Origin of the sequence: Pseudomonas tensinigenes (assembly GCF_014268445.2) — a bacterium.
Taxonomy (GTDB): domain Bacteria; phylum Pseudomonadota; class Gammaproteobacteria; order Pseudomonadales; family Pseudomonadaceae; genus Aquipseudomonas; species Aquipseudomonas tensinigenes.
In genome coordinates, this window is record NZ_CP077089.1 from 4,790,424 (window position 1) to 4,811,095 (window position 20,672).

The following is a 20,672-nucleotide window of genomic DNA, read 5'->3' on the forward strand; positions in this document are numbered from 1 at the left end:
GCGCCTGAAATGACGCCTTCGCGAGCAGGCTCGCTCCCACAGGGATCGAATGTGTTCACAGTCTCTGTGTTCACTGCGGTCACTGTGGGAGCGAGCTTGTCTCCGGGCGGCGTTCCGACGAAGAACGGTCACCCGGTCTAACGGTTGCGCTCGTTCAGAAAGGCAAACAACGCCTCGGTGACAAACTGCGGATTCTCCAGATTGGAGATATGCCCCGCCTCCGGCACCAGCGCCCACGGGCAGCCAATCAACTCGGCCATTTCCTTTGCCTCTGATGGTGGCCGTGGTTTGTCCTGATCGCCACACATTACCAGCGTGCTCGCCGCATTCAATTCGCTCAGCCGTGGCAACAAATCATCCCGGCCAAAGGTGATACGTCCCATCGGCACAATGCTTTCGCGTAGCCGATCCGAGGAGTACGCCGCGAGTTTCGCGCGGAAATCCTGATACAGCGCCGACTGCGGATCGATACCCGGACGGAAGAAAATCGGCACGACGATGTCCAGTAATTGCTCGGAAATCTCGCCGGTTTCTTCGATCTGCTTGAACAGCGAGAAGTAGTACTGCCGGGTGGGTTCAGGTTCGACGCCGACGTAGGTGTCCATCAGCACCAGACCGTTGATGCACTGCGGTGCCGACAACGCCAGACGTACGCCCCACATGCCACCGACCGATAGGCCAACCAGCGTGACGCGGTCGATGTCCAGATGATCGAGCAAGGCCAGTGCCTGACGGGCTATGTCATCCAGTGATGCAGTGCCTTCAGGCAACCGGCCCGATTCGCCATGGCCCCACAGATCCAGCGCAATCACCCGATAGTGCGGCGACAAAGCGGCAATCTGCGGTGCCCACATGGCCTGATCCCACAGATAGCTGCCGGCCAGCAACACCGCCGGGCCTGAGCCTTGATCAATGTAATGCAGCGCTTGTCCGTCAACCGTGAAAAAAGGCATCGACCACCCCCGCGACAAAAAAAGAGAACCGGCAGACTGAGCTGCCGGTTGCTTGTCGTCAACCCTGCAAATGTAGGCGTTTGTACCGCCGCCATTCGCGAGCAGGCTCGCTCCCACAAGGGATTTTGTGAACGCCAATAATCCAGTGTGGGAGCGAGCCTGCTCGCGAAAGGGCCAGTGCAGCCACTAGAGAATCAAAGCCCCTCCAGCTCCGCCATCAGATCATTCAACCGATCAACCTTCTCCTCAGAGATATCACTCGCCGCCAGTCCATCGATGTACTCAGCCAATTCCTCCACCGTGCTGCACTCGAACATCGCACGCAGCGGCACGTCGCGCTGCAGGGTTTTCTGCACGCGCGAGGCGATCTGCGTGGCCAGCAACGAGTGCCCGCCCAGCTCGAAGAAGTTATCGCGGACACCGACCTGCTCAACCTTCAACACCTCGGCCCAAATGTCCGCCAATGTCTGCTCGAGATCATTGCGCGGCGCCAGATAATCCTGGCTCTGCAACTGACCGATCTCCAGCGCCGGCAAGGCTTTGCGGTCGAGTTTGCCGTTGGCATTCAGCGGCATCTGATCGAGCCACAACCAGTGCAGCGGCACCATGTATTCCGGCAGTTCGGCGCGCAGGCGCTGTTTGATCCGCTCCAGGCGTTCGCTCGGATTGAGCGCTGAATCAGCAGCCACCAGATAACCGACCAAGTGCTTGCCGTTGAGACCTTCCTGCACACCGACCGCGCCATCGCGTACTTCCGGTTGTTCGTGCAGACGCGCTTCGATCTCGCCCAGTTCGATGCGATAACCGCGAATCTTCACTTGATGGTCGACGCGGCCCACGTACTCCAACACTCCGTCGCTGCGACGCCGCGCCAGGTCTCCGGTGCGATACAGACGCTCGCCCGGCGCACCGAACGGGCTCGGCACAAATACCGGCGCAGTGCGCAGCGGATCGCTGACATAACCGCGACCGACGCCCGTCCCCGCCACACACAACTCACCCACCGCACCCAGCGGCACCAGCTCCAGCGCGCCATCGACCAGATAGAGCAAGTTGTTGTCGGTCGGCGTACCGATCGGCAAGTAACTGCCGCGCGTCGACGCAAGGTCGACACGGAAGAACGCCACGTCATCGGAACATTCCGCCGGGCCATAAGCGTTGACCAGACCGATGTCCGGGTAACGCAGTAGCCATTGGTGCGCCAGTTCCGGTGGCATCGCTTCACCGGTCGGCAGCATCCAGCGCAGGCCATCGAGGCTCAGGCGCTCCGAAGCGAGCATGCCCTGAATCAGCGACGGCACGCTCTCCAGCACGGTGATGCCCTGCGCCTGCACATGCACCAGCAACCCTTGCGGATCGTGGGCAATCGTATTCGGCACGATGTCCACGCGCGCGCCGAACAGCGGCGCGGCGAGGAACTGCCAGACCGAAATGTCGAAGCTTTGCGAAGCGGTCTGGGCGATCACGTCGGCGTCGCTCAGGTGCAGATACGGCACCTTGCTCAACTGGTTGTTGAGCATGCCGCGCTGCTCGACCATCACGCCTTTTGGCAGGCCGGTCGAACCTGAGGTGTAGATCACGTAGGCGAGGTTGTCCGGGCCGCTGTAAATGCCCAGGTTCTGCGCCGATGTCGCTGCCGCCTGAATCTCCTCCCACACCAGCAAGCGTGGGCGATTGGCGCAGCTGAATTCATCCAGCAACGTCTGCGCCTGTTCAAAGCAGGCTTTAGAGCAAACCAGCACCGGCGTGCGGCTCAGCTCGATGATGCGTTGCAGACGCTGGCTCGGCAGGCCCGGATCCAGCGGCAGATAACCCGCGCCAGTCTTGAAGCTGCCGATGATCATGCCGAGCAGATCAAGGTTACGTTCGGCGAGCAACGCCACCGGTTGATCCATCTGCACCCCGGCCGCGACCAGTGCATGGCCGAGACGGTTGGCATTCTGGTTCAGCTCGGCGTAGCTCTGTTGCTGATCAAGGCACGTCGCGGCGATGCGCTGCGGATGCGCCGTCACCTGCGCTTCGAACAGCGCCACATAGCTCTGCTCCAGCGGATAATCGTGGGCACTCTGGTTGCAACCGTGCAGCAGGAAGTCCTGTTCCTCGGTACCCAGCAGCGGCAGATCGGCCATGTCGCCATGGAAGCCCTCGACCAGCGCCAGCAGCAGACGCTTGAACTCGCCGAGCATGCGCTCGATGGTCGATTCGTCGAAATAACGCTGGTCATACGACAGGTGCAGACCGAGGTCATCGCCCGGGTAGCACACCGCTGTCAGCGGGAAGTTGGTGTGGGTACGACCGGAGTCCGAGGTCGCATTCAGGCTCTGCGCCCGATCGAGTACCGAGACTTCAACCGGCGCGTTTTCGAAGACAAACAGGCTGTCGAACAGCGGCTGGCCTTTCGGCAATTCGCTTTGTTCCTGGATGTTCACCAGCGGCAGGTATTCGTATTCGCGCAGTTGCATGTTGCTGTCGAGCAAACCACTGAGCCACTGACGCACGCTGCTGCGTTCATCATCAGCCGGCATCTGCACCCGCAGCGCGATACTGTTGATGAACAAACCAACGGTGCGCTGCATCTCCGGCATTTCCACCGGACGCCCCGCCACGGTCACGCCGAACAGCACATCACGATCACCGCTCATACGCCGCAGCACCAAGGCCCACGCTGCTTGAGCAAACGTGTTGATCGTCAGTTGATGGGCCTGCGCCAGTTCACGCAGACGCGCGCCGTCCTCGACATTGAGGCGGGTGTAGCGGTCGCCGACGATCATCCCGCCGCTTTCGCCAGCATGTTCACGCAGGAACGGACGATCGCTCGGGATCGGCGTAGTGCGCTCGAAGCCTTGCAGGTTCTGCTGCCACCACTGCCGCGCTTCGGCCAGACTCTGGCGTTGCAGCCAGCCGATGTAATCGCGATAACGCGGCGGCACGGCGAGTTGCGCTTCACGCCCCTCACCCAGCGCGGTGTAAATCTCGAAGAAATCGTTCATCAGTAGCGAACGGCACCAGGCATCGATGAGGATGTGGTGGTTGCTCATCATGAACCAGTAACGCGCTGCACCGACCTTGATCAGGCGCAGGTGGAACGGCGCCTGATTGAGCAGATCGAAACCGGCCTCGCGCTCATGTTTCAGCAGCGCTTGCAGCTTTGGTTCCTGCTCGGTTTCGGCGATGGCGCTCCAGTCCAGGTACTCGATCGGTGTGCGACCCGGTGTGTGAATCACTTGCAGCATGTCTTCGCCAACGTTCCAGCAGAACGACGCGCGCAACGCTTCGTGACGGGCGATCACCGCTTGCCAGGCCTGGGCGAAACGCTCGGCGTCGAGTTCGCTGTTGATGCGGTAGCGATCCTGCATGTAGTACAGACCGGTGCCCGGCTCGAGCAAGGTGTGCAGCAACATGCCTTCCTGCATCGGCGTCAGCGGATAAACGTCTTCGATGTGCGCGGCCGGCACCGGCAAGGCATCGAGTTGCGCCTGGGTCAGCCTGGCCAACGGGAAGTCCGACGGCGTCAGGCCGCCGGCCTCATCTTGCAGGCAGTGGGCGATCAGGCTCTGCAGCTCGCCGAGGTAGGCGTCGGCCAGATCGTTGATGGTTTGCGCGTCGTAACGCTCGGCGCTGAAAGTCCAGCGCAGCAGCAATTCACCACCGTAAACCTGGCTGTCGATGCTCAGCTCGTTCGGCAATGGCGCCTGCGGATCGTGGGCGGCACCGACCGGCTCATCCAGCGGACGGAACAGCGCATCGCTGCCGAAGCTCTGGTCGAACTGGCCGAGGTAGTTGAAGGTGACCGGCGCCTGCGGCAGCGCGGCCATGCTGCGCTGGCTGAGGTCATCGGCGAGATAACGCAGCACGCCGTAGCCCAGGCCTTTGTGCGGCACGGCGCGCAGTTGTTCCTTGATCGCCTTGATCGAAGCGCCCTGCCCGGCGGCTTCTTCGATGTTGTGCGGGGTCAGGCGCAGCGGGTAGGCGCTGGTGAACCAGCCGACGGTGCGGGTCAGATCGATCTCGTCGAACAGGGTTTCGCGACCGTGGCCTTCCAGTTGAATCAGCGCCGACGGTTGACCGCTCCAGCGGCACAACACGCGGGCCAGTGCGGTCAGCAACAGATCGTTGACCTGCGTACGGTAGGCACTAGGCGCCTGTTGCAGCAGTTGTTGGGTGTGCTCGACATCGAGACGCACACTAACGGTTTGTGCGTGACGATTCTGCTGGCCGCCCTGTGGATTTTCACAAGGCAGATCGGCATTCGGGCCGGCCAGTTGGGTCTGCCACCAGTTGAGTTCTTCGCGCAGGGACTCGCTGCCGGCGTAGGCCTGCAAACGCGCCGCCCAGTCTTTGAAGGCACTGGTTTTCGCCGGCAGTTTCACCGCTTGTTCGGCGTCGAGTTGGCGATACACCGTTTGCAGATCGTCGAGCAGAACGCGCCACGACACGCCGTCGACCACCAAGTGATGGATCGCGATAAACAGGCGTTGCTGACCTTCAGGGCCGTCGACCAGCAAGGCGCGAACCAGCGGACCGTTTTCCAGATCAAGGCTGCGCTGCGCATCAGCGAACAGCGCTTCGCACTTGTCCATCGAGGTCACGCGCACTTGCCACACCACGGCCGCTTCGGAGACGGCTTGGTGCGTCGCTTGCCACGCGCCGTTGACTTCGCTGAAGCGCAGACGCAAGGCGTCATGCTGCTCGATCACCGCCAACAACGCCTGCTCCAGACGATGCGGTTCGAGGGTCACGGTCGGCTCCAGCAACAACGCCTGGTTCCAGTGCTGACGCTCAGGAATTTCCGTGTCGAAGAACCAGTGCTGAATCGGCGTCAGGCGCGATTCACCCGACACCAGACCTTGCTCGGCCGTGACCTGCTCAGTGCGGCTGGCCACAGCGGCCAAAGTCTGCACAGTCTGATGCTGGAACAGATCGCGCGGGCTGAAATGAATGCCCTGCTGACGCGCGCGGCTGACCACTTGGATCGACAGAATCGAGTCGCCGCCGAGTTCAAAGAAGTTGTCGTTGAGGCCGACCTGTTCGACGTTAAGCACCTCGCACCATATCTGCGCCAGGGTCTGCTCCAGTTCGTTGCTCGGCGCGACGTAGTCCTGACGATTCAACTCAGGATCCGGCGCCGGCAACGCGCGGCGATCGAGTTTGCCGTTGGCGGTCAGCGGCATGCTCGCCAGCAGAATCAGATGCGTCGGCACCATGTAATCCGGCAGTTGCGCCTTGAGGTGCGACTTGAGGGCTTCGCGCAGCTCGGCCTGCTTGGCTTCGTTTTGCTCAGCGACATCGGTAACGAGGTAACCGACCAGTTGCTTGCCGCTTGGCGCATCGAGTGCGAGCACCACGGCTTCGCGGATCGAATCATGATCGAGCAGGCGTGTTTCGATTTCGCCGAGTTCGATACGGAATCCACGGATTTTTACCTGATGGTCGATCCGGCCCAGGTATTCCACCAAACCATCGGCGCGCTGGCGCACCAGGTCGCCGGTGCGGTACATGCGCCCGCCATCAGTGGCAAACGGGTCAGCGACAAAACGTTCGGCGGTAATGCCCGGACGGTCGTGATAAGCCTGCGCCAGACCGGCACCGCCGACGAACAACTCACCGGTCGCACCTTGTGGCACCAGCGCCAGATCGGCGTCGAGAATGTACGCGACACGCGCACCGATCACGCTGCCGATCGGCACACTGCCGGCGCCCTCCTCCAACACTTCCGGCGCCAGACTGGCCAGTGGCATGACCACGGTTTCGGTCGGGCCGTAGGCGTTGAAGAACATCGCCGGTTTGAACGCCGCGCGAATCCGTTGCAGGTGTTCACCGGTCAACGCTTCGCCACCGGTGATGATCATCCGCACCGGGAGGATTTCGTTTTGCGTCGAAAGGAACTGCGCCAACTGGCTGCCGTAACTCGGGGTGAAACCGAGCACGTTGATTTTATGCGTGCGGATCAAACCGCAGATTTCTTCCGCGTCCCACTGACCTTGCGCACGCAACACCACTTGCGCGCCGCTGAGCAACGGCACCAACAGACGCTCGGTTGCGGCGTCAAAGTTGATCGAATAGAAGTGCAGTTCGCAGTCGTCCGGGCGCATGCCAAACCGCTCGATCACGGCTTGGCAGTGCATGGCGATTTCGCCGTGGGAGACCACCACGCCTTTCGGTTTGCCGGTCGAGCCCGAGGTGTAAATCAGGTACGCCTGATGCTGCGGCAGGCTGATAAATGGCAGCTCAGTGGCCGGGTAAGCGGCGAGTGCCGCGCTGTCCTCTTCCAGGCACCAGCGCGCCACACTTAGCGGCAGATCGCCGAGGGCTTGGAACATCGCGCGATCACTGAGCAGCAAGCCGATGCGGCTGTCTTCGATCATGTAATGCAGACGGTCGAGCGGGTATTCCGGGTCCAGCGGCACATACGCACCGCCAGCCTTGAGAATCGCCAGCAGGCCGATGACCATTTCCAGCGAACGCTCCAGCGCCAGACCGACCCGCACTTGCGGGCCGACGCCACGCTCACGCAGGGCCCAGGCCAAGCGATTGGCGCGGGCATCGAGATCGGCGTAGCTCAGGGTCTGCCCGGCGAAGGTCAGGGCCGGGGCGTCTTTGCGCGCCAGCGCCTGTTCGGCGAACAGGTGATGAATGCACTGGTCGAGGCGATGCTCGCCCGGCTCGATGCCAAGGCTGTCGAGCAGATGCTGTTGCTCGGGCTGATCGAGCAGGGGCAATTCGCTGAGACGTTGTTGCGGATCGGCGATCAACGCTTCGAGCAGATTGCGCCAATGTTTGGCCATGCGTGCGATGGTCGGTTCGTCGAACAGATCGGTGCTGTAAGTCAGGCAGCAACCGAGGCGATGGTCGAGGTCGGTGACTTCCAGGTTGAGGTCGAACTTGGTCGCCCGCGCGTCGTTGGCCAGATATTCGACGGTCATCCCGGCGAGCATGCGGCTCTGCTGGAATTCCCAGCGCTGCACGTTGCACATCACCTGGAACAACGGGTTGTACGCAGCACTGCGCGGCGGTTGCAAGGCTTCAACCAGATGATCGAACGGCAGATCCTGATGCGACTGGCCTTCGATCACGGTGTGACGCACCTGCTCGAACAGTTCACCGACCGACATCATGCCGTCGAGCTGGCAACGCAGAACCTGAGTGTTGAGGAACGCCCCGATCAGCCCTTCGCTTTCCGGACGGATGCGGTTGGCTACCGGCGCGCCGATGCGCAGATCGGTCTGGCCGCTGTAGCGGTAAAGCAACGTGGCCAGTGCGGCGGTCATGGTCATGAACAGGGTCAGACCGTTTTGCGCATTGAACGCACGAACCCGCGCGGCGAGGTCGTCGCTGAGGTCGAAGCGGAACAGTTCGCCCTGATGGCTTTGCACCGGTGGGCGCGGACGGTCGCCGGGCAATTCCAACAGCGGATGTTCACGACCGAGTTGCGCGGTCCAGTAGTCGAGTTGACGCTGACGCTCGCCGGATTCCAGCCAGTTGCGCTGCCAGACGCTGTAATCGAGGTACTGAACCGGCAACGGTTGCAGCGGCGAATCGCGGTCGTCGACAAACGCTTCGTACAACGCACTGAGTTCGCGGGCGAAGATGTCCATCGCCCAGCCCTCGGTGACGATGTGGTGCAGGGTCAGGACGAAGTAATGCTCGTGCTCGGCAGTCTTCACCAGGCAGGCGCGCAGCAGCGGGCCGGTTTCCAGGTCGAACGGCAGATGCGCTTCGTCATCGGCGAATTGCTGAACCTTTTGCTCGCGCACATCAGCGGCGAACTTGGAGAAATCCTTCCAGCCCATGCGCACGCCGGTCTCGGCATGCACCTGCTGACGGGCGACGCCGTCGACGCTCGGGAACGTGGTGCGCAGGGTTTCGTGACGCAGGATCAACGCTTGCAACGCTGCCTCGAAACGCTCGACATGCAACACGCCACGCAGACGCGCCATGCCGCCGACGTTGTACGCCGGACTGTCCGGCTCCATCTGCCAGAGGAACCACATGCGCTGTTGCGAGTAGGACAGCGGCACCGGTTTGCTGCGATCAACCTTGTCGATGGGCGGCTGCTTGTTGGTGCGGCCGCTGGCCTGGATCAGGCGAATCTGTTCGGCAAAATCGCCGAGTTCGCTGTGTTCGAACAAGGCGCGCAACGGCAGTTCGACGTCACAGGCCTGACGGCTGCGCGAGATGATTTGCGTGGCCAGCAGCGAGTGACCGCCGAGGGCGAAGAAATCGTCGCACAGACCAATTTTCGTCAGGCCGAGCACTTCGCGCCAGATCGCCGCGATTTGCTGTTGCAGTGCAGTCACCGGTTCGACGTGTTCGCGCACTTGCCATTGCGGCTCGGGCAAGGCACGGCGGTCGAGTTTGCCACTCGGGCTTAGCGGCATTTCATCCAGACGCATCAGTTGCGCCGGGACCATGTATTCCGGCAGCTCGGCGGCCAGTGCGGTTTTCAGGCGAGTGATTTGTTCGTCGTGATCTGAGCGGTCATCGATCGCGGTGAAGTAGCCGATCAATTGCGCGCCGGCAGCAGTTTCGCGCACCAGCACCACGGCTTGGGCGACGCCGTCCTGTGCGAGCAAGCGTGCTTCGATTTCTTCCGGTTCGACACGGAAGCCACGCAGCTTGACCTGCTGATCGAGACGACCGAGGTATTCGATCACGCCATCGCAGGTCCAGCGCGCACGGTCGCCGGTACGGTACAAACGTGCGCCCTGCTCGCCCAGCGGATCGACGACAAAACGCTCTGCGGTCAGTGCAGGGCGACCGAGGTAACCGCGAGCCAGACCGATGCCACTGATGCACAACTCACCCGGCACACCGGCCGGCACTGGATTGAGATCGGCATCGAGAATGCGGCAGATCACATTGCCCAGCGGACGGCCAATCGGCGAGCGCTCGCCATCGGCCGCGGTGCAATGCCAATGGGTAACGTTGATTGCGGTTTCGGTCGGGCCGTAACGGTTGTGCAATTGCACTGCGGGCAGTTGCGCCAGCACGCGGTTACGCAGTTCGGCCGGCAGCGCTTCACCGCCGGAGAATACCCGGCGCAGGCTGGTGCATTCGGCGCTCAGCGGCTCGTCGATAAACAGCGAGAGCAGCGGCGGCACAAAGTGCAGCGTGGTCACGCCATATTCTCTAACGAGCTGGGCGATGCGATGCGGATCGCGGTGTTCACCGGGACCGGCGATCAACAGACGCGCACCGGTGATCAACGGCCAGAAGCATTCCCACACCGATACATCGAAACTGATCGGTGCCTTTTGCATCAGCACATCGGTGTCATTTAGCGCGTAAGCGTTCTGCATCCATTGCAGACGTTCGGCCAAAGCAGCGTGGGTGTTGCCGACGCCTTTCGGCTGGCCGGTGGAGCCCGAGGTGTAAATCACATAGGCGAGGTTGTCACCGTGCAGGTGTAGACCCGGTGCCTGGCTCGGCCAGTTTTCCAGGTGCAACGCGTCCATGGCGATCACGCTGACGCCATCGCTGGCCGGCAAACGCTCGAGCAATTCAGTCTGGGTCAGGAGCAATTCGACGCCGCTGTCGCTGAGCATGTAGGCCAGACGATCCGCCGGGTAATCCGGGTCCAGCGGCACGTAGGCGCCACCGGCCTTGATGATCGCCAGCAGGCCAATCAGCAGTTGCGGCGAACGCTCGGCGGCGATGGCCACGCAGACATCCGGGCCGACGCCTTTGTCGCGCAGGTAATGGGCGAGACGGTTGGCTTGTGTGTGCAGTTCAGCGAAGTCGAGGCTGCCGCCCTCCCACACCAGCGCGGTGCGTTCCGGGGTCTGACGCGCCTGTTCGTTGAGCAGTTCCGGCAGCCATTGTTGCGCCGGGGTGCACGGTGCGACGCCCCAGTTTTTTTGCTGATCGTGTTCGCCGCCGGTGAGAAATTGCAGGTCGCCGATGGCTTGCTCCGGACGTTCGCAGACGTCGCGCAACAGGTTGCTGAAATGCTCGGCCAGACGCTCGATAGTCGTGACGTCGAACAGTTCGCTGGCGTAGTCGAACGACAGCGTCAGACGACCGTTACGGTCTTCTTCGCTGTGCAGTTGCAGGTCGAACTTGGCTTCACGGCTGTGCCACGGCAGTTCTTCGGCGAGCACACCCGGCAGACGCTTGAGTGCGCTCAGATCGCGTTGCTGATGGTTGAACATGACCTGGAACAGGCCTTGTTCACGGGCTTGCGGAAACGCTTCGAGGAGTTGTTCGAACGGCAGATCCTGATTGGCTTGTGCACCGAGCGCGGCTTGGCGGGTCTGGGCCAGCAGTTCGATAAACGACAGGCGCGAATCGATCTCTGCACGCAGCACTTGGGTGTTGATGAAAAAGCCGATCAGGCCCTGGGTTTCCAGGCGTGGACGGTTGGCGTTCGGTACGCCGATGCGGATGTCGCGCTGACCGCTGTAGCGATGCAGCAGGCTCTGCAACGCCGAGAGCAGCAGCATGAACGGTGTCGATTGGTGAGCCTGAGCCGTCTGGCGGATCGCATCGCTGAGGCTCGCGCCCAGACGCACGGAATGACGCGCAGCGCTATGCGTTTGCTTGGCGGACCGTGGGTAATCGGTGGCCAATTCCAGCGCTGGATGCTCGTCGCCCAACTGCGCTTTCCAGTACGCCAGTTGCCGCTCGCCTTCACCTTGCGCCAGCCATTGGCGCTGCCAGCTGCCGTAGTCGGCGTACTGGGTTGGCAGTGGCGCAAGGCTGGCCGTCGCGCCTTGCGAAGCGGCGGCGTACAGCCGCGAGAACTCGTCGATCAATACGTTCAGCGACCAGCCGTCGGCGATGATGTGGTGCATGGTCACCAGCAACTGGTGATCTTCGTCGTCGAGACGCACCAGCGTCACCCACAGCAGCGGGCCTTTTTCCAAGTCGAACTGAGTACGCGCTTGGTCTTCGCGGATTTGTTGCGCACGGGCCTCGCGCTCATGGGCCGGCAGGTCGCTGATATCGATCAGTTGCAGGTTGAATTCGTAAGCGGTATCGACTTGCTGCAGGGCTACGCCGTCGCGTTCGAAGAAGCGTGTGCGCAGGGATTCGTGGCGCTCGATCAATTGCTGGAAGCTGGCGCGCAAGGCGTCTTCGTCCAGTTCGCCGCGTAAACGCAGGGCGCCGGGAATGTTGTAGGCGCTGCTCTGTGGGTCGAGTTGCCAGGTGATCCACAAACGGTTTTGTGCCAGCGATTGCGGCATCGGCTCGCTGCGCGACAACGCGGTGATTGCACCTTGGGCGCTGCCGCCGTCCTGCTGTTGTTGGGCCACGGCAGCGGCAAATGCAGACAAGGTCGGGGCTTCGAAGAGCAGGCGCAGGTTCAGCTCAAGAGCGAGTTCTTCGCGAACGCGGGCGATGACTTGCGTGGCGGCGATCGAGTTACCGCCAAGCAGGAAGAAATGATCGTCGGCATTGACCTGTTTGACGTTGAGTTGCTCGGCCCAGATCTTGCCGATCAAGGCTTCAAGTTCCGAGGCGCTGGTGATCGATTCTTGAGTTTCTGAAGCCGTCGACGGGAATACTGCGTAGCTGTCGAGGCTGCCATCGGCCAGACGATTGCGGCACGCCGAGCGCTGCAATTTGCCACTGGAAGTTTTCGGCAAGGCGCCGGGATTAAGCAGCACCACCACGCTCGGCGCTTCCTGATACGCCTCGGCCACGGCTTGGCGAATGGCTTTGATCAAGGCTTCCGGCGGCAGGATTTTCTGCACGCTGCGGCTGATTTCTGCGGCAATACCGATGCCCTCTTCGCCATTCTGGCTGACGGCAAATGCAGCGACGCGGCCCTTGCGCACCACTTCCACTTCGTTCTCGACGGTCTTCTCGATGTCCTGCGGATACAGGTTGTGGCCACGCACGATCAGCATGTCTTTCAGGCGACCGGTGATGAACAGTTCACCATCGCGCGTGAAACCCAAATCACCGGTGCGCAGCCAGGTGCGGCCGGCGTGCTGGACAAAGGTCTTGGCGCTGGCCTCGGGGTTGCGCCAGTAACCGTGAGCGATACTTGGGCCGGCAGCCCAGACTTCGCCGACGGCGTTGTCAGCCAGTTCTGCGAGGGAGTTTGGTTCGACGATCAGCACCGCATGCTCGGGTTGGCTGATGCCGCAACTCATGATCGGGCTGCCTTCGCCCGGCTCCGCGCGATTTTGCGCCAATGCCTGATCGTCCACGCGCAGCGCCGGGATGCCGGTGCCGCGCGGGGTGCCGGCGACGAACAATGTGGCTTCGGCCAGACCGTAGGAGGCCATGAAATTGTCTGCGCTGAAACCGCACGCGGTGAACTTCTCGGCGAAGCGTTCGAGGGTGTCGAGACGGATCGGCTCGGAGCCGGAATAGGCCACGCGCCAGCGGCTCAGATCGAGACGCTCAAGCGCCGATTCGCTGACCCGCTCGCTGCACAAGCGATAGGCGAAGTCCGGCCCGCCGCTGATGGTGCCGCCGTACTCGCTGATCGCTTCCAGCCAGCGCAATGGTCGGCCGAGGAAATACGCCGGTGACATCAGGATGCACGGCACGCCGCTGAAGATCGGCTGCAGCAGGCCACCGATCAAACCCATGTCGTGGTACAGCGGCAGCCAGCTGACGATGACGTCGTCGGGGTTCACGTCAATGCCGAAACCATGACGGATCAGCAGTTCATTGGCGACCAGATTGCCGTGGCTGACCTGCACGCCTTTGGGCAATGCGGTGGAGCCGGAAGTGTATTGCAGGAAGGCGATGTGATCTTGCGGCAGGTTTGGTTCGACCCAGTTTTCGGCTTGAGCGCTGTCGAGCGTGTCGACACACAACAGCGGCGGCGCGCCTTCGATCTGCTGCAAGGCGTCGCGCAGGTCGGCACTGGTCAGCAGCAGACGCGGCTCGGCGTCAGCGATGATCGACAGCAAACGCTCCTGATGGTGACGGCGTGCCGATTCTGGCGGATAGGCCGGCACCGCAATTACACCGGCGTACAGGCAACCAAAAAACGCCGCGACGTAGTCCGGGCCGCTGGGAAACAGCAGCACCGCGCGATCGCCGAATTCCGCTTGGGCCTGCAACGCCGCCGCTATCGTACGCGCGCGCTCATCCAGTTCGCGATAACTGAGTACCACAGCCTGCTCTTCGCTTTCGGCAAGAAAACGCAAAGCCAGTCGATCCGGCGTCAGGGCCGCGCGGCGCTGGAGGGCTTGGACCAGGGTGCTGGGGAGTTCGAACGCGTCGGTCATGAGGTTTCCTGCCTGAATTCGGCTTGCTAATGGAATCGGGTTGCTGCGTCACACCCTTCGAAGGGTATGCAGGGCGCGGTCTGTGCCGACCGCGCAAGGCATCGGAATGCTGTCTGGCCGGGGATGTGCACCCGGAACCATTCACCAATGAGAACGGATGACGTCTTGAAATAATTAGTCGGCGGGCGGGATCGCCAATGGGGCCGGGGTGTGGCGGCGTGTCGCAGTTCTCAGAACGCACCTCTGTAGCGCATTACTTCTCTTTCTCAATTGACAATCATTATCATTCAACATAATTTGTCGCTCGATGTGTAGGACGGCCCCCTCCCCAGGCGTCCCACTAACCTATTGGCAGCAAGGTGATTTCCATGACGGAACAAGTATCCACAAGCAGGTGCGATTCACCGCTACTTCAGGCATTCGTCGACAATCGACTGATTCTGGTCAAGATTGCAGCGCGCATTACCGGCTGCCGGTCGCGCGCCGAAGATGTGGTGCAGGATGCGTTTTTCCGACTGCAGTCGGCGCCACCGATCACGTCGTCGATCAAGGCCCAACTGAGTTATCTGTTCCAGATCGTGCGCAACCTCGCTATCGATCATTACCGCAAACAGGCGCTGGAACAGAAGTACTCCGGCCCTGAAGAGGAAGGGCTGAATGTGGTCATCCAGGGTGCTTCACCGGAAACCTCGCACATCAACTTTTCGACTCTGGAAAACATCGCCGACGCACTGACCGAGCTGCCCAGCCGCACTCGCTATGCGTTCGAGATGTACCGCCTGCACGGCGTGCCGCAAAAGGACATCGCCAAGGAACTCGGCGTTTCGCCAACCCTGGTCAACTTCATGATTCGTGATGCACTGGTGCACTGCCGCAAGGTCTCGGGCAGCCGTCGGGATGCGGTGGCTGTGGGTCGTCGCTAAGATTCAGATTTTGCGTCAAGCCATTCGCGAGCAGGCTCGCTCCCACATGGAATTTGTGAGTGCCACAAAACCCATGTGGGAGCGAGCCTGCTCGCGAAGGCGGCCTCAAGATCACAGAAATCCTGAAGCCAGATCATCACGCCAGCTTGCACCGATCAAAAAACCGCTCACGCCCCAGGATCATCAGCGCCGCACGCTTGTGCGGGAAGTCGAACTCTTTCTCACAGTGAAAGCACTGATTCTGCATATGGCCGATCATCTTCGCGTTGTCGGCCCGAGGCTCAGCGACCACACGCTGAGTGCGCGGATCATCGAGAAACAGGTAATGCACCAGCGCCGATAACCAGCTCGCCACTTTGTGCGGCCCACGGTGATCCTCTTCACCGACCAGCATGTGAATACCGCGATCGTAATTGTCGGCGTCATAAAACGGCGCAATGCGATCTTCCTTGGCCCAGTAGGCTTCGAAATAGGCAAACGGCTGATCATCGAAACAGCCGATCAGCGTCAACGTATGCGGATCGGCATCGAGCTTGCTCAGGTACTCGCGGTGCTTCTCGAGACTGCCCTCTTCCTGCCAGAAACTGGCAACGCGCGGACTGTTCTGCCAGCGATTGAAGCGCGGCAGGTCTTCTTCGATCTCGACCGTGCGCAGGGAAATCCACGCACCAAGACGCGCATCGAAACGCCGATACACTTCACCCCGCGGCTTCACCGGGCGCAGCGGATGACGCTTGCCCTGACTGATGACCATTTGCTGCGGATAGCTGCCCGTCAGCGAAGTGCCGAGCCACGGTTGCGGCAATTGCCAGAACAGCGTGCGTTCGCAGAGGTATTCACCCGCCACTTCGGTGTTCACCAGCAAGCCACTGAGCAAGGCTTCGGTCGGCGGCTGATCCAGTTGCCAGGTCAATTGCTGGCACGCCGGATCCCGGGCGAACAGCCAGTAGCAAGCCGCCCATAGCGCCTGGCCCGCCGGCAGCGCAAAACGTTCATCGAGCTGGATCGGCCCCTTGACCTCCCGATCAAGACGCAGGCGGATCAGCGGTTGTCCGTCCAGGCTAAGGCTCAGACGGCTTTCAGTTGCATCAGCGATCAGTTGACTGCCCGAAGGCAAGGCCAGGGCAGTCAGGTCATTCAGATTGGACATGGGTCGGGCTCACGATAATCGTCGACAGTTCAACGATGTGACGTGAGCCGAAAGGGGAAATTTAGGCTTTGCGGAAAATCAGTGCCTCAGCGATGAGGCACTGGCACCACCGCAATTTTGTAGGGATCGAAAATCTTCAGCATCTCGCCATTGTCGCGCAGGCCTTGCAGCAGTCGGGCAAACGCAGGGCCGGTAATGGGCGCCGTCGCGCGAAGAATGGCGTAATGGTGATAAACCTGATCGATGCGTTGCGACACCAGCAACTCGTCGCGCACCTTCTCGTTGCGCAGCAGGTAATCGCTCAGGTACGAGCGGGTCACCAGGGCAATATCCGCACGCGAGCGCAGCACCATCAGCAGGTTGCTGTCATGGGAATAGGTCAGCGTGGCGTTGAAATTCTGCGCGAGAAACTTTGGATCGGCATTGAAGTTGGCGAATTCGTAGTGATAACCGCTGAACAGCGCCAGACGCTTGCCGGTGAGGCTCGCAAAGTAACTTTGCTGACGACCGTCTTCGCGTTGCGCAACGAAAATCTCCGCATCCTCAAGGCCCATATCGACATCCGTGTGGGGAATTTCCTTCCAGCCCCAATCGGGATTCTCGAAAATCGCCATGTCGATCCGGCCCTGCTTGAAATCCCCGAATCGCCGCGGAATCGAGGTCGGTACCAGGACAAACTGATAGTCGCTTTGCAGGCGATTAAGGGCCTCGACCAGTTGCGGCAAGAGGCCTGTATCGGCACCGTTCTCCGGGCGAATGGTGTAGGGCGGAAAATGCGCCGCGCCCACCCGAACCAGTTGCGCTGCCTGAGCGGGCAATACCCATGATGCAGCCAGCGCTGCGAGCATCAGCCCCGCGGCCGTCCGGATTGGCAAAGACTTCAAAACACCCCACTCCCCGAAAAAATACCGATCAATGCATTCAAGCTAGGCGGTTTCGCCCAGTTAGCCAGTTTCCCGGCCGGATAGAAAGTCGCTCAACGCTCTTCGAGGACCAGAATCAGCGCCTCATCCGCCAACTGATCGAGGCTCAAACTGCCACCTGCACGGAACCAGGTGGTGGTCCAGGACAGTGCACCGGTGAGGAAACGTCGAGTAATAAATACATCACCGCGGATAAATCCGGCGTCCTTCGCTTCACCCAGCACTTGCAGCCATATGTCTTCGTAAACGTCACGCAAAGCGAGAACCTTGGCCTGGCCGTCTTCGGACAACGAACGCCACTCGTAGACCAGCACGGCCATCGCCTCGCCGCTGCCGCCCATGATCGATTGCAATTCGCAACGGATCAGCGCCAACACGCGATCACGCACATTGTTGGCATCGGCCAGTGCGGCGCGCATCAATGCAGTGTTGTAGCGGATGGTTTCTTCCATCACCGCACGGAGAATTTCATCCTTGCTTTTGAAGTGATGAAAAATACTCCCCGACTGGATGCCGACTGCGCCGGCCAGATCGCGCACCGTAGTGCGTTCGTAGCCTTTGTTGCGGAACAGGTGAGCGGCCACTTGCAGCAGTTTGCCGCGGGCGCTGTCCGGGTCGGTCAACTGGCCTTGATCGACCAATTCGCGCATGACCCTCAGGGCTTTTTGCTCGTCCACCCGTTCTCTCCTACAGTCGATCAGTCTGTTGCCCCCTGAAACCGCAGGGTTGCGCGCAATTTAAGCCGCCAACGACGACCAAGCAAGCGCTTGGGCAGAAGATAGTTTCAACTGTTTACAAACCAAGCGCTTGCTTGGTAGCCTCCAGACACTTCTGTCGCAGGTTGCTGAGTCGGAGATAAAAATGCCAACCACCGTTCGCATCGGATGCGCCAGCGCATTCTGGGGTGATACATCGACCGCCGCCGCGCAGTTAGTGGAGGGTGGCAAGCTGGATTACCTGGTGTTCGATTACCTCGCCGAGATCACCATGTCGCTCATGGCCGGCGCACGCATGAAGGATCCGCAGGCGGGGTTTGCCGGCGACTTCATCGAAGTGCTCACGCCCCTGTTGCCGCAGTTGGCCGAGCAGAACATCCGCGTCATCAGCAACGCCGGCGGAGTCAATCCACAAGCCTGCGCTGCCGCCCTGCAAGCGGCATGCGACAAGGCCGGTGTCCCGCTGAAAATTGCCGTGTTACTCGGCGATGACCTGCAACCCCAACTCAAACAACTCAGCGCCATCACCGAGATGTTCAGCGGCGCCCCGCTGCCGCCGATGTGCTTATCGACCAACGCCTACCTCGGTGCGCCGGGCATCGTCGAAGCGCTGCGCCTGGGCGCCGACATTGTCATCACCGGACGGGTGGTCGACAGCGCCGTGGTCAGCGCCGCACTGGTGCACGAATTCGGCTGGTCGTGGCATGACTACGACAAACTCGCTCAGGCCGCGCTGGCCGGGCACATCATCGAATGCGGCGCACAATGCACCGGCGGCAATTTCACCGATTGGCGTGACGTGCCGGATTACGAACACATCGGTTTTCCGATCGTTGAAGTCAGCGCTGACGGCCAGTTCATCGTCAGCAAACCCGAGGGTTCCGGTGGACTGGTCACACCGCTGACCGTCGGCGAGCAGATGTTGTATGAAATCGGCGATCCACAGGCCTATCTGTTGCCCGACGTGGTCTGCGATTTCAGCCAAGTCAAATTGCAGCAGCAAGGCAAAAACGCGGTACATGTGCACGGCGCCAAAGGCCTGCCGCCCAGTGACAAATACAAGGTCAGCGCCACGTACCCGGACGGTTTTCGCTGCACCGCGAGTTGCCTGATCGCCGGTATCGATGCGGTGGACAAGGCGCGGAGGGTCAGTCAGGCAATCATCGCCAAAACGGCGGAAATGTTCAGCCAGCGCGGTTGGCCGCCCTACAGCGAAACCGACATCGAATTGCTCGGCAGCGAAGCCACCTACGGCCCCCATGGCCAGCGCCACGACAGCCGTGAAGTGGTAATCAAACTCGCCGTGCGTCACCCGAATAAACAGGCACTGGTGCTGTTCTCCCGGGAAATCGCCCAGGCCGCCACCGGCATGGCACCAGGCCTGACCGGCATCGTCGGCGGACGGCCAACGGTGTACCCGCTGATTTGCCTGTTTTCATTCCTGATCGATAAAAGTGCCTGCACTTTGCAGATTGATCTGGCCGGCGTTCGCCATCCTTGCGCCCTGCCCTCATTGGCAGCGCTCGACAGTGAAGATTTGCCGATTCCCCAGCAACCGCCGAAACCTCAAGGCCGCGCCGATGCCAGTGTGGCGTTGGTGAAACTGGCCGTGGCGCGCTCCGGTGACAAAGGCAATCACAGCAACATCGGTGTGCTGCCGCGCAAGCCCGAATACCTGCCGTGGATCGCTGAAGCGCTGACCCCGGCCGTCATCGTCGACTGGATGAGTCATGTGCTCGACCCGATCCACGGCCGGGTCGAACGCTGGTATCTGCCCGGCACCCACAGCCTGAATTTTCTCTTGGAAAACGCTCTTGGCGGGGGTGGCGTGGCCAGTCTGCGCATCGACCCGCAAGGCAAAGCCTTCGCCCAACAACTGTTGGAAATCCAGATCCCGGTGCCGCAGAGCATCGCCGAACAGCTCGATTAGAGGATGGTTTGCATGGCTTACGCGTCGATTTTCAACGCCGATCTGTTCAGCGGCCAGACCATCATCGTCACCGGCGGCGGCAGCGGCATCGGCCGTTGCACCGCGCATGAACTGGCAGCGCTCGGTGCCAATGTGCTGCTGGTCGGGCGCAAACCGGAAAAACTGCAAAAGGTCGCTGCCGAAATCGCCGAGGACGGCGGCCGCGCACACTGGAAGGCTTGCGATATCCGCGATGAAGAAGCGGTGAAACAACTGGTCAAGGAGCTGATCACCGAGCACGGGCCGATTCACGGTCTGGTCAACAATGCCGGTGGCCAATACCCGTCGCCCTTGGCCTCGATCAATCAGAAAGGTTTCGAAACCGTACTGCGCACCAATCTGGTCGGCGGATTTCTGATGGCGCGGGAAGTGTTCAACCAGTCGATGAGCAAACACGGCGGCAACATCGTCAATATGCTCGCCGACATGTGGGGCGGCATGCCCGGCATGGGCCACTCCGGCGCGGCGCGCTCGGGCATGGACAACTTCACCAAAACTGCCGCGTTCGAATGGGGTTATGCCGGCGTGCGGGTCAACGCGGTCGCGCCGGGCTGGATCGCGTCGAGCGGCATGGACACTTACGAAGGCGCGTTCAAAGCGGTGATTCCCACCCTGCGTGAACATGTGCCGCTCAAGCGCATCGGCACCGAGTCAGAAGTCAGCGCCGCGATTGTGTTTCTGCTCAGCCCGGCGGCAGCGTTCATCAGCGGCAGCACCTTGAAAATCGATGGCGCAGCCAGCCTTGGCAGCCGTGCATGGCCACTGCACAAGGCCACTCACAGTGAGTCATTCAATGGCTTCCACCGGGCGTACCTTCCAGACGTGTTGAAGGACAAGGAGTAAGC

At 61.2% G+C, this 20,672-nt stretch carries 8 protein-coding genes; 3 read left to right on the forward strand and 5 right to left on the reverse strand.

Features of this window, described 5'->3' with window-relative positions; genetic code table 11:
* Nucleotides 1–137: 137 nt before the first annotated feature.
* Both HU718_RS21135 and HU718_RS21140 read right to left on the reverse strand, forming a co-directional pair.
* Nucleotides 138–953 (reverse strand): alpha/beta fold hydrolase, encoded by an 816-nt coding sequence (locus HU718_RS21135; RefSeq protein WP_186613924.1) that lies wholly within the window; start codon nt 951–953, stop codon nt 138–140.
* 194 nt (nt 954–1,147) lie between these two features.
* Nucleotides 1,148–14,146 carry a non-ribosomal peptide synthetase gene (locus HU718_RS21140; protein WP_186613922.1) on the reverse strand — a complete coding sequence of 4,333 codons (12,999 nt, stop codon included), beginning with the start codon at nt 14,144–14,146 and terminating at the stop codon, nt 1,148–1,150.
* Nucleotides 14,147–14,514: 368 nt separating this feature from the next.
* Here HU718_RS21140 and HU718_RS21145 point away from each other — a divergent pair, with 368 nt between their 5' ends.
* Complete coding sequence (locus HU718_RS21145) at nt 14,515–15,069, forward strand: RNA polymerase factor sigma-70 (RefSeq protein ID WP_064120208.1); 555 nt, start codon at nt 14,515–14,517, stop codon at nt 15,067–15,069.
* A 136-nt stretch (nt 15,070–15,205) separates the two neighbouring features.
* Here the strand turns inward: HU718_RS21145 and HU718_RS21150 are convergent, their stop codons facing one another.
* The 3 genes from HU718_RS21150 to HU718_RS21160 all read right to left on the reverse strand — a co-directional run bounded on the left by HU718_RS21150 (nt 15,206) and on the right by HU718_RS21160 (nt 17,819).
* Nucleotides 15,206–16,219 carry a GNAT family N-acetyltransferase gene (locus HU718_RS21150; protein ID WP_150706429.1) on the reverse strand — a complete coding sequence of 338 codons (1,014 nt, stop codon included), beginning with the start codon at nt 16,217–16,219 and terminating at the stop codon, nt 15,206–15,208.
* Between the two features lie 86 nt (nt 16,220–16,305).
* Nucleotides 16,306–17,103 carry a substrate-binding periplasmic protein gene (locus tag HU718_RS21155; RefSeq protein WP_186613920.1) on the reverse strand — a complete coding sequence of 266 codons (798 nt, stop codon included), beginning with the start codon at nt 17,101–17,103 and terminating at the stop codon, nt 16,306–16,308.
* A 92-nt stretch (nt 17,104–17,195) separates the two neighbouring features.
* Nucleotides 17,196–17,819, reverse strand: a complete 624-nt coding sequence (locus HU718_RS21160; RefSeq protein ID WP_150729571.1) for a TetR/AcrR family transcriptional regulator — start codon at nt 17,817–17,819, stop codon at nt 17,196–17,198.
* Nucleotides 17,820–18,003: 184 nt separating this feature from the next.
* Between HU718_RS21160 and HU718_RS21165 the strand changes: the two genes are divergently transcribed.
* Both HU718_RS21165 and HU718_RS21170 read left to right on the forward strand, forming a co-directional pair.
* Nucleotides 18,004–19,788, forward strand: a complete 1,785-nt coding sequence (locus HU718_RS21165) for an acyclic terpene utilization AtuA family protein (protein WP_186613918.1) — start codon at nt 18,004–18,006, stop codon at nt 19,786–19,788.
* Between the two features lie 12 nt (nt 19,789–19,800).
* Entirely contained in the window at nt 19,801–20,670 is an 870-nt protein-coding gene (locus tag HU718_RS21170) for an SDR family oxidoreductase (protein ID WP_186613916.1), read from the forward strand.
* Nucleotides 20,671–20,672 lie beyond the last annotated feature (2 nt).